Source organism: Sutterella parvirubra YIT 11816 (assembly GCF_000250875.1).
GTDB classification, from domain to species: Bacteria; Pseudomonadota; Gammaproteobacteria; order Burkholderiales; family Burkholderiaceae_F; genus Sutterella; species Sutterella parvirubra.
On sequence record NZ_JH604955.1, the window covers coordinates 1 to 10,755 of the forward strand.

Below are 10,755 nucleotides of genomic sequence, written 5' to 3' on the forward strand. Positions count from 1 at the left end.
CGGCGGCCGCTTTGGGAAGGCGCACCTTGATCACATTCAGCATGGTCCGCCTCAGAGCACGTGACGCCCGCGGGCGTCCTTCTTCATGAGACGCTCCTGTTCGCGCTTCCATTCCTTCTTGCTCTCGTCCGCACGCTTTTCGAATTCGCGCTTCCCGCGCGCGAGCGCGAGCGACAACTTCACGCGACCGCGCGTGAAGTGAAGGTCCAGGGGCACCAGGGTGTAGCCCGCACGCTCGACCTTGCCGATCAGCTTCGCGATCTCCTTCTTGTGCATGAGGAGCTTGCGGGTGCGGTTGGTTTCGAGCGTCTCGTGCGTGCAGACCTGGTCGGCGGGCGTCATGTGCGCGTTGCAGAGAAAGAGCTCGCCCTCACGCACGTAGATGTGCGCGAGGTTGATCTGCGCGCGCGAAGCGCGCACGCTCTTCACTTCCCAACCGCGCAGCACGATCCCCGCCTCGTACTTCTCTTCGATGGCGTAGTCGTGGCGCGCGCGTTTGTTCTGAATGAGTGCCATGGGGTGTTCCGTAATGTTCTTCTGTTCTTTGAATCCGGTCGGCCGATCGGGCGTTTGCGGGCCCCGCAGTTTGAAACGCGGAATAGGGAGGGGGTAAGGGATGCCCTCCCGCTCGACGCGTTTCAGGTTTCGTGGTGGATCGGATGCGCGGGGTTTGCCGGGTGTGCCGGACGGAAGCTCAGCGTCCCTCGGGGAGAGCTCTCCGGCGTGTCCTGCCGATCGGCGGTCGGACCATTTTAACGGGTGCGCCTCCGCGGCGCTTGAGTCGACCATGCGTCGAATAGGAGTAGAACATGAGTTCCGCGCCCCGCCGACTCCGCTGAGCACCTCCCCTGTCCATGATCAGCGCTACGATGGTCCCCATGACCAAGACCATCCTCTCCACGATCAAAAACGCGCTCGCCCGCGTCGCCTTCAGAATCGAAGACCGCAAGGCCGACCGAAAGTACGAGCGCGAAGGCAAGAAGGGCTTCAACGGCGACTTCGCGGTCGTCGCCTTCCGCCCGGACGGCTTCCCTTCGGGCGACCTCATCGAATTTCCGCCGCAGGCGCTCCCCTTCCTCGTTGAGGCCTTCCACTTTGAGTGGGAGGGCGTCACCGAAAACCGCCCGTTCCCCGCGATCGCGCCCTCGTGGTTCGCGGACGCCGAGGTGACCGCCCCGGACGCCGTGGCGGCCGCCAAGGTCGACCGCTTGATGACCAGCATTTTCCTCAACGACGAAGGCGAAGAGACGAAGCGCCCGACGCTCGACGACACGCTCATCGTCTCCTACGTCAAGGGCGAAGACCGGATGGACACCACGCAGTGGGTGATTCTCCAGATGCCCATCAAGCTCGTCCTGGAGCGCCTCCGCATGGCCGAGGACGCGAAGAACGTCCCGCCCGTCGTCGCGGCCGATGCCGACGCCTGCCCCGACTGGTGGGCGGCTGTGCGCCGCGCGTACCCGAACGACACCTTCTGGGTGCCGCGCGCGGCGCGGCTCGCCCGGTAGGTCCCAAGGCCGGTTCGAAAGCGCCGAACGGCGCCCGCCCAACCGGCCTCCGCAGGCGGCTACAATTCGCCCGTCCTTTGAATCAATATCTTTGACGCCCTTCAGCCCTCCGTCCCTACGGCGGAGCGCGGGCTTTCCGGAGACCCTCATGCAGATCACGATCGCCACGGTTAGGGCCGAAGGCCTCACCACCCAGACCGCGGAGGTCCCCGCGGGGGCGACGGTCGCGCAGGCGCTCCGCGCCGCGGGCGTGACGCTCCGCGAGGGTTGGGGCCTCGCCCGCTGGGGCCGCCGCTGCCGCGAAGAGGACGTTCTGGAAGAGGGCGACCGGCTCGATATAGCCGCGCCGCTCCTCTGCGACCCGAAGAAGGCGCGCCGCGAGCGCGCCGAGCGTCAGGGGGACGTCCGCACCGTCACGTGCGGGCGCCACGGCTCGAAGAAGACCCGGGGCGAATAAGTCCGCCGGGGCCGCCGGCCCCCTGGATCCTCCCCGCATCCTCCCCGTCCGCACCTCACATCCGCCCGGCCTCCGGGCGGCGACGCCTCCGCCTGAAGAGGAAAATCCAAGAAAACCAAATCGGCCGCACGGGAGACGCGTTAGAATGGTCACCCGTTGCGGAGGCGGCCCAAGCCCTTCAAGACGAAGACCGGGAGCTCGGAAGAGCCCCGAAAGCGCAGAAAAGGCCGCCCCGGGCACCAGTTTTGCGGCGCATCACGCATGCCGCCGGGCCCGACGTCGAAGCATCCGGATCGACGAGCTCACTCGTTGACCGGGTGTTTTTGTTTTGGGCCCGGGCGTCCCTCCCTCGGGACCGCACGGCTGGGATCAGGAAAACCAAAAACAACACCCACAGGAGTTCCCAAGTGACCTGGCTCAACGACATCGTCACCTCGGTCAACGACATTTTGTGGTCCTACGTGCTGATCATCATGCTGGTCGGCCTCGGGATCTGGTTCACCGCCCGCACGGGCTTCGTGCAGGTGCGGCTTCTCCCCGAGATGGTCCGTCTCGTCGGCGAAGGCGCGGGCGCGCAGCCGAGGAAGGGCCACATCTCCACGTTCCAGGCGTTCTGCGTCTCGACCGCGTCCCGCGTGGGCGTGGGCAACATCGCCGGCATCGCGATCGCCGTCGTGACGGGCGGCCCGGGCGCCGTCTTCTGGATGTGGGTGATCGCGACCTTGGGCGCGGCGACCGGGTTCGTCGAATCGACGCTCGCGCAGGTCTACAAGGTCCCGAAGAAGGGGGGCGGGTTCGTCGGCGGCCCCGCCTACTACATCGGGAACGTTCTGGGGAGCCCCTTCTTCGCGATGGTCTTCTCGGTGCTGATTTCGATCACCTACGGCCTCATCTTCAATTCGGTGCAGGCGAACACGATCGCCCTCTCGATGCAGACTTCGTTCGGCGTCTCGCCCCTCGTGGCCGGGATCGGCATCGCGGCCCTGACCGGCATCGTCATCTTCGGCGGCGTCATCCGCATCGCGAAGATCGTGGGCTGGATGGTCCCCTTCATGGCGGGCGCGTACCTTCTGCTCGCCTTCATCGTGACGGTGATGAACATCACGATGGTTCCGGAAGTCTTGGCGACGATCGTGCGCTGCGCCTTCGACTTCGATGCCGTGCTGGGCGCGGGCTTCGGCATGGCGCTCATGACCGGCATCAAGCGCGGCCTCTTCTCGAACGAGGCCGGCATGGGCTCGATCCCGAACGCCGCCGCGACCGCGGACGCCACGCACCCCGCGAAGCAGGGTCTCGTTCAGGCGCTGGGCGTCTACGTCGACACGCTCTTCGTCTGCACGGCCTCCGCCATGATCGTGATGCTCTCGCCCGACTGGCAGACGGCGGGCGTGACCGGCATCGAACTCGCGCAGCATTCGCTCGCCGGGCAGCTGGGCGACTGGACCAACGTCTTCATGACGGTGATCGTTCTCTTCTTCGCCTTCAGCTCGATCATCGGGAACTACTTCTACGGTGAGGTCAACATGGACTTCATCTCGCACAGCCCTGCGGCGCTCCCCATCTTCCGCGGCCTCGTCGTGCTGATGGTCTTCTTCGGCTCGATCGCGAGCCTCGGGCTCGTCTGGAACCTCGCCGACCTCTTCATGGCGCTCATGGCGATCCTGAACCTCATCGCCATCGCGATGCTCGGGCGCATCGCCTACGTGGTGCTCGAAGACTACTGCGCGCAGAAGCGCGCGGGCGTGAAGAACCCCGAATTCGACCCCTCGGTGCTCCCGAGCTCGAAGGGCGTCCTCGCGTGGCCGCGCCACCCGGAAGAAGAAATTCAGCAGGAGCGTTGATCGTCCGCGGAAGTGACGGGCAGGGGCTTCGATGAGGCCCCTCTCCTCGAAAACGGAAAGCCCGAAATCAACCCATTCGAATAGGTGTTCGGAATTCGTGAACTAATCAAATTTGTTGTGGAACCTCTTCCGTGAAGAGGTTCCCGAAAGCCCGCGCTCCGTTCTTCACTTAGGTTCGGCCGCTTACTTCAGTGCGAAGTGCACCGCCCCCGAGGCGTCTCCGACCTTCTTCGCGGTCTTCCCGGGGTGAATGACGAGCGCGGTCTTCGTCGCTTCGGCCGCGGGCAGGGGCGCGATCGCGGCGCAGGTCCCGTGCTTGCGGCGAAGTTCCTCAATGTCGCCGAACTCGATCGCGTGCTGCGGGCACGAGGCGACGCAGGCGGGCTCGAGCATGAGAAGAACGTTTTCCGGAGCGGTCTCGGCGGCCCTCGTTCTGGCCGTTCGCGGCCGCGTTCGTCGGGGCGCCTTCGGACGCCCGGACCGAGGCCGCCGCGGCGCCCCGCCCGTCACACTTTTCCACGCTTTCCCCGCATCCCCTGCAGAGCGCCCCATCCCGCCGAAACCGCTCCCCCGTCCGCCGCTCTCCCCAAAATCTCCTCCCCGACCGCGCATCCGACGCCTTCCTGCGCCCGCAATCCCCTTCCGCCGACGCGCCCCGAAGGGGCGTTCCGCATCCTCCGAACCCCCCTAGAAGGGACGAGGGTTTCACCTTAACTCATCGCCAACCCATTGATTTTCAAGACATTTGACATACCTCCAACGAGGTATCTCACCCCTCTCTCCCTACACCTCCTCAGGGTTCTTTTGCAAATCGAAGCCTTTTCTTAAACTTCCATTAAGAAAACGCGGCCCCTCGCGTCTTCGTGCGCCCGCTTCCCCCCGGCGGAGCCGACCCCCATCACGACCTTCCCCGACGATGCGTCCCATCCCCCAGGGACGCCCGGCCGGGGAGGACGCCCGAGAGAGACGGGCGGGGAAGGCCTTCCGGGACTGAAGACGGAGCAGGGCGCCTCTTTGGAGAATCCCCGTATGCATCATCAGACCAAGCACCTCGCCGCCTTGATCGCGGCGATCGGCCTCTCGGCCGCCACCGGCGCCTGGGCCGCCCCCGACCTCTCGGCCTGCCAGACCTGTCACGCCGACCTCACGAAGACGCACGCCTCTGCCGGCCACAAGGACGTCGCCTGCACGACCTGCCACGGCGGCGTGGAGGATCACCTCAAGAACATGAAGCAGCGCCCGACCGTGTCGATGGACCCGGCCACCTGCGGCGCCTGCCACCAGGACCAGTACAAGTCGCTCTTCACCGTTTCCGACCGTCCGGCCCGTCAGTCGAAGAAGGCAGCGGAAGGCCCCGCGCCCGACCCGTTCTTCGACCGCGCCATGGGCGCGCACGGCTTCACGAAGGAACACGACCTTCCGCGCGCGCACACCTTCATGGCGATCGACCAGTTCATCGTCGACCGCGCGTTTGGCGGTCGGTTCGAGCCGAAGGAAGGCTGGCTCTACACGACCTTGGAAGGCGGCAAGTCCTACAAGGTTTGGGACGTCCTCAAAGACAACCATCCTGAAAACAACGAACACAAGCCCTTCAAGCCGGGTACGGCCGCGGCCGGGAACGCCGTCTGCTGGACCTGCAAGTCGAGCGACCTGATGCTCGACTGGGCGTACATGGGCGACAAGGTTGAGGGCGCCGCCTTCAACCGCGGCTCGAACGCGGTCGACGTCGTCCGCAAGGTGAACCACGCGATCAACTGCAATTTCTGCCACGATCCGCACAACACGAAGCCGCGCATCATCCGCGACGCGCTGATCGAATCGATCGAGCGCAAGGACGGCCCGAACGTCTGGCACGAAGTCGCCGCCCACAAGACCGACGTCGAAGTGAAGGACATGGGTGTCCGCGGCTTCACGCGCAAGGTCGGCTATCTCGCGAAGCCCGACGCCAACCTCATGTGCGCGCAGTGCCACGTCGAATACATCTGCAACCCCGGGATCGACGCGAAGACGGGTGAGAAGATCGGCATGGACAACCGCCTCACCAACCACTTCCCGATGGTGAACGCCGACCAGATCGAGGCCTACTACGAGAAGATCGGCTACCGCGACTTCGTGCATCCGCTGACCGGCGCGAAGCTCGTCAAGATGCAGCATCCGGACTTCGAAACCTACTTGGGCAGCAAGCACGACAAGGCGGGCGCCACCTGCCAGAACTGCCACATGCCCAAGGTCAAGGATGAAAAGACCGGCAAGACCTACACCCTCCACTGGGCCACGTCGCCGCGCCACTACCTGAAGGAAACCTGCCTCTCCTGCCACAAGGACAAGACCGAAGCGCAGATGACCTCGGCGATCGACGCGATGCACGGCTACTACACGGGCAAGCTCCGTGAAGCCGAATCCCGCATGGACGAAATGTTCAACGCGTTCGAGCTCGCGCTCGCGGTGGGCGTCGATGAAAAGGCGCTCGAAGAAGCCCGCAAGCTGCACAGCACCGCCCACGTCAACTGGGAATACTGGACTGCCGTCAACGGCGCCTGGTTCCACAATCCCGACCAGGCCGTCCGCAGCCTCGCCAAGGCCGCGAAGGCCGCCCAGGATGCGACCGCCATCCTGAGGAAGGCCATGGCCGAAAAGCAGAAGAAGTAACGCTTCGATGAGGAACACCGGTCCGGGCGGAGTGCCTCGGACCGGTTCCTCCGAAAACGCTTTCCTCGCCGCCGTGCCTTCGGGTCCGGCGGTTTTTTTCGGAAAACCAACCGCATCCGGCGGACGCCGTCTCAAGGCAACCGCAAAAACCTCCGGACTAAGCCGAAAGATCAGGCTTGGGGCCGAACGGTCCCGGTTCGGCTTCGTGTATATTGGCGTTTCCACCAATGAACCCTTGGCTTTTCCCCGACCCAGCCATGACTTCCTACGCCATGCTCTACGGCCTGATGGGGCTCATGCTCCTCATCGCCATCGCGATGATCGTGCCGACGCTTCTCAAAACGGACGACCTGAAGGATCACGAGGCGGAGACGATCTACCGCGGGCTCCTGAAGGAAGCGCTCCGCGAGGAGAAGTTGCGCCTTGACGAAGAGCTGAACCGCGGGAGCCTCTCGACGGCGCTTCACGCCGAACTCATGGACGACCTCGCGCGCCGTTCGGTGGAGGAAAACCGCCGGGCGAGTGCCGGGGGCGACCCGCTGGCGACGGAAAAGAAGCCGATGCGCACCCCGATGGCCGCGATCACGGCCGGGGTGGTGGCGCTCCTCGTGGGCTTGTCGGTCGGGATCTACAGCCTGAACGGCGCGCCCGAACTCATGCGCCTCTCGCAGGACCAGAAGGTGTTGGAAGGCACCGCGTCCACCGAAGCCATCGAAACCTACTTGGGCGACAACCCGAAGGACGGCCGCGCGTGGGTGCTTTTGGCGCGCAGGAAGGCCGAAGGGGGCGACTTCGTCGCGGCGTCGGACGCGTACCGGCGCGCCCGCCAGGTGAACGCCAAGGTGGCGGGCGACCCGTCCGTGTCGCTCGAATTCGGCGCGGCGCTCCTCTCGACCGAGTCGCCCGCGCACTTCCGGGAAGCCAAGGACGTGCTCTCCGCGGCGCTTGCGCAGGACCCGGAAAACCTCCAGTTGGTGGAATTGACCGCCATCGCCGCGATGCAGACCTCGGACTGGGATCTGGCGCTCACCAACCTGCGCGTGATTCTGCGCCACATGTCCCCCGACCGCCCCGAGTACGTGCGCTACGAGGCGACCGTGCGGGAGTTGGAGCGCCGGGCCGCGGCGGATGGGGCGGCGCCCGCCCCCGCACCGTAACGCCCGAAGACCCGAATCAGGAAGCACCGCAGGAAACACCGCAAGAAACGCCGTCCGGACACGAGCCCGGACGGCGTTTTCGTCAGGTGCCTTCAGCGGCATTCCGGGGCGGAAATCCTCACTCCGGAAAGGCCTCCGCCATCACGCGTGCCGCATGCGCGAAGCTGTCTTTGAGCACCGCCTCCCCCGGCATCCCCGGCACGGGCACCTCGACGCCCACCGCAGCGTCTTCCGGCATCCTGCGGAGCATCTCGATCAACGGCAGTTCGCCCGCGCCCGGGTACCTGCGGCCCCCGCGGGCCTCCCGGATGAGGCCTTCGAACCCGGCCGGGAATCCGGCCGGGTCGAGAAAGTTCACATCGCCCGCCCGGACCCGCGCGACCAACGCCGGAGCGATCGGGGCGTCCTTCACGCCGTCGCAAAGGTGAAAGTCCCCGAGGAACCGGGGCGGGATCTTCGCGAGGTCCTCGGGCTTCCCTCCCGAGCGCATGAGGTGCACGGCGTCGACCGCGATGGTGCCGTTCGGGCGGTCGGCGAGCCGCACGATCTCGTAGGCCTGCTCCAACGTGCCGATCGTGTGCCAGGCCATGAATTCGAGATCGATGCGGAAGCCGTACGGTGCCGCCATGTCGTACATCTGGGCGAACACCTCCGCAAACGCCTCCCGGTTCTTCGCGTCGGCGCTCACGCACATGCTCCGGATGCCGAGCTCGCCGCAGGCTTCGAAGAGCCGGGCGAACGCAGAGAGATCGGTGGCATCCGTGAGTCCGAAGCCGTCGACGCCTTGGACGCGCATGCCTTCGTCCGCAAGGAGCCGCTTGAAGGCTTTGAGTTCCTCGCTCCCCGGCTCGAACGGATACGCGACCGAGCCGGGCACGATCGGGTGGATCCGAAGCCCCACGGCGGCGCAACCCGCCCGGCGGGCGGCGGGAACGAGCTCGGCCGGAGGGAGCTCAAGAGCGGTCAAGTGAATGGCGGAGAGTTCGCGCGGCATGAAGGACTCCGAAGGACTGAGGTGTGAGGCTTTGAGCGTAGTCCTTCGAGAGTCCGCCGTCCTACCCCGTGACGCTCCTTCCGGTGCCGTTGGTCATCGCCTTGATCGTGATGAAGAAGCCCACCATCCCCACCTTCATCGCCGGCATCGTCACGGGCGCGCTCCTTGCGGTGGGGCGCTCTCGGGAATTTCCCGGAGAGGGGTGATTTCTTCGAAAACGTTGCGGGGCTAGGCGAATTGTCGGAGAAACCGCTTGGGGGAGAAGCAGAGCGCCATGAGGCGCCATGAGATCCGAAAGGGGGGCGGTCCGCGGAAGAGGCCGATGGGAACGCCCTGGACACGACCGCAGAACGACGCCGTTCGGCCCGGCCGCGAACTCGTACACAAAGTGGCGTTTCCGGAGGGTTCACTTTGAGGCTTCGGCCCGTTATGATCGTCTCCGATCCGGGGAAAGCCCGGGCCGTCCGACCAACCGCGGCCCGGGCCTGAGAGACGCCCGACAAGAATTCAATCTGAGGAGCCTTTTATGACGACCTTCGATGTCTACAACGCCGCGCTGGCCGACGAACTCCTGCCCGCCATGGGCTGCACGGAACCGATCGCGCTCGCGTACGCGGGCGCGATCTGCGCGAAGCGCCTCGGAGGCTTCCCCGAGACGATCCGGGTCGAGGTCTCCCGCAACATCATCAAGAACGTGAAGAGCGTCGTCGTCCCCAACACCGAGGGGCTCCGCGGCATCGAAGCCGCCGTCGTGGCGGGTCTCGTCTCCGCGCGCCCGGAAGCGGCGTTGGAAGTCCTCTCGGGCGTGACGCCCGACGAGAAGAAGGAAATCCACGAGCGGCTCGCTTCGCAGAAGATGGAGGTGGTGCCCTCGGACGAACCCGACGTCTTCTTCATCCGTCTGACGACGACCCGCGCGGGGAAGACCGTCACGGTCGTGATCCGCACGTCGCATACGAACGTCACCCGCATTGAGGAGGACGGCGAAGCCGTCTTCCTCAAGAACGACCACGCCGAAGAGGAGGAGGCGCCCGAGCTCTGGCACATTTCGGAACTGATCCGCGCCGCGCGCACGATGCCTTTGGACGTTTCCCGTCCGCTCCTTGAGCGCCAGATCGCCGCCAACATGGCGATCGCCGAAGAGGGGCTCAAAACGCCCTGGGGTGCGGGCGTGGGCCGCGTGATTCTCTCCCGCAACCCCGAAGACCCCGCCGTGCGGGCGCGCGCCTGGGCGGCCGCCGCGTCGGACGCCCGCATGAACGGGTGCGAACTCCCCGTCGTCATCGTCTCGGGCTCGGGGAACCAGGGGATTACGGCGAGCGTGCCGGTGGTGATCTTCGCGCAGTCGCTGAAGTCCTCGGAAGAGGAGCTCCTGCGCGCGGTGCTCCTCTCCGACCTCGTGACGATCGCCCTGAAGCAGGGGATCGGGAAGCTCTCCGCCTACTGCGGGGCCGTCTCCGCCGGGTGCGGCGCGGGCGCGGGGATCGCGATGCTCAAAGGCTATGCCGACAACGAGATCGCCGACGTCGTCTCGAACGCCCTCGCCACGACCTCCGGGTTGATCTGCGACGGCGCGAAGTCCTCCTGCGCCGCCAAGATCGCGATGAGCGTCGAAGGCGCGCTGATGGCGCTCGACATGGTCGCGCAGGAAAAGGTCTTCCGTGAAGGGGACGGCATCGTGCAGCACACGGTCGACGAGACGGCGGAAGCCGTCGGGCGCATCGCGAGCCGCGGGATGGTGACGACCGACAAGGAAATCATCCGGGTGATGCTGGGGCTCTGAGGCCGCAGAGAGAACCGGAACCGATGAGAACGCCCGCCGAGGGAAGACCCGGCGGGCGTTCGTGCGTGTTGAGCGTGTTGAACGTGTGCTGGAGCTGTGCGCCCGGGGCGGCTCCCGGCCCCGAAAACCGCCGTCACACCTTCGGCATCATCTCGAAGCCGTCCCGGATCCAACGTCCGAAGAGCGGGTCGGCGAAGCGGAGCGCCGCGCCGCGGCGCGGGCTCACGGGCCAAAGGATCCCCTTCGCGATGAGCGCCGAGCGCGCGGGCGACGGTCGACGACGTTCCCAACCCGAAGGTGTCCAACGCGTACGAGGTCGTGAGCTGGCGCTCGCCCATCGCCACGGCCTGAAGAAGGTTCATCTGC

Annotated in this window: 9 protein-coding genes; 6 read left to right on the forward strand and 3 right to left on the reverse strand. The window is 66.0% G+C overall.

Annotation, left to right across the window (positions count from 1 at the left end):
• Nucleotides 1–51: 51 nt before the first annotated feature.
• Nucleotides 52–789, reverse strand: coding sequence for an SsrA-binding protein SmpB (gene smpB, locus HMPREF9440_RS12345; protein WP_262361557.1), 738 nt, complete (start codon nucleotides 787–789; stop codon nucleotides 52–54).
• An 89-nt stretch (nucleotides 790–878) separates the two neighbouring features.
• Here smpB and HMPREF9440_RS05145 point away from each other — a divergent pair, with 89 nt between their 5' ends.
• The 3 genes from HMPREF9440_RS05145 to HMPREF9440_RS05155 all read left to right on the forward strand — a co-directional run bounded on the left by HMPREF9440_RS05145 (nucleotide 879) and on the right by HMPREF9440_RS05155 (nucleotide 3,806).
• A complete protein-coding gene (locus HMPREF9440_RS05145; protein ID WP_040763809.1) occupies nucleotides 879–1,508 on the forward strand; it encodes a hypothetical protein in 630 nt (209 codons plus the stop codon).
• Nucleotides 1,509–1,656: 148 nt separating this feature from the next.
• A complete protein-coding gene (locus HMPREF9440_RS05150) occupies nucleotides 1,657–1,965 on the forward strand; it encodes an RnfH family protein (protein WP_008542147.1) in 309 nt (102 codons plus the stop codon).
• A 407-nt stretch (nucleotides 1,966–2,372) separates the two neighbouring features.
• Nucleotides 2,373–3,806 (forward strand): alanine/glycine:cation symporter family protein, encoded by a 1,434-nt coding sequence (locus tag HMPREF9440_RS05155; protein ID WP_040763814.1) that lies wholly within the window; start codon nucleotides 2,373–2,375, stop codon nucleotides 3,804–3,806.
• A 183-nt stretch (nucleotides 3,807–3,989) separates the two neighbouring features.
• Here the strand turns inward: HMPREF9440_RS05155 and HMPREF9440_RS10535 are convergent, their stop codons facing one another.
• Nucleotides 3,990–4,199 carry a hypothetical protein gene (locus HMPREF9440_RS10535; RefSeq protein WP_008542151.1) on the reverse strand — a complete coding sequence of 70 codons (210 nt, stop codon included), beginning with the start codon at nucleotides 4,197–4,199 and terminating at the stop codon, nucleotides 3,990–3,992.
• A gap of 636 nt (nucleotides 4,200–4,835) precedes the next feature.
• On the opposite strand from HMPREF9440_RS10535, the gene HMPREF9440_RS05160 reads away from it, so the two are divergent.
• Together HMPREF9440_RS05160 and ccmI are read left to right on the forward strand one after the other, a co-directional pair.
• Nucleotides 4,836–6,455: an ammonia-forming cytochrome c nitrite reductase subunit c552 gene (locus HMPREF9440_RS05160; protein WP_008542152.1), complete on the forward strand. Its 1,620-nt coding sequence runs from the start codon at nucleotides 4,836–4,838 to the stop codon at nucleotides 6,453–6,455.
• 257 nt (nucleotides 6,456–6,712) lie between these two features.
• Nucleotides 6,713–7,612: a c-type cytochrome biogenesis protein CcmI gene (ccmI, locus tag HMPREF9440_RS05165; RefSeq protein WP_040763815.1), complete on the forward strand. Its 900-nt coding sequence runs from the start codon at nucleotides 6,713–6,715 to the stop codon at nucleotides 7,610–7,612.
• A gap of 118 nt (nucleotides 7,613–7,730) precedes the next feature.
• Here the strand turns inward: ccmI and HMPREF9440_RS05170 are convergent, their stop codons facing one another.
• Nucleotides 7,731–8,606, reverse strand: a complete 876-nt coding sequence (locus HMPREF9440_RS05170; protein WP_008542155.1) for a sugar phosphate isomerase/epimerase family protein — start codon at nucleotides 8,604–8,606, stop codon at nucleotides 7,731–7,733.
• A 526-nt stretch (nucleotides 8,607–9,132) separates the two neighbouring features.
• Between HMPREF9440_RS05170 and HMPREF9440_RS05175 the strand changes: the two genes are divergently transcribed.
• A complete protein-coding gene (locus tag HMPREF9440_RS05175) occupies nucleotides 9,133–10,389 on the forward strand; it encodes an L-cysteine desulfidase family protein (RefSeq protein WP_008542158.1) in 1,257 nt (418 codons plus the stop codon).
• Nucleotides 10,390–10,755 lie beyond the last annotated feature (366 nt).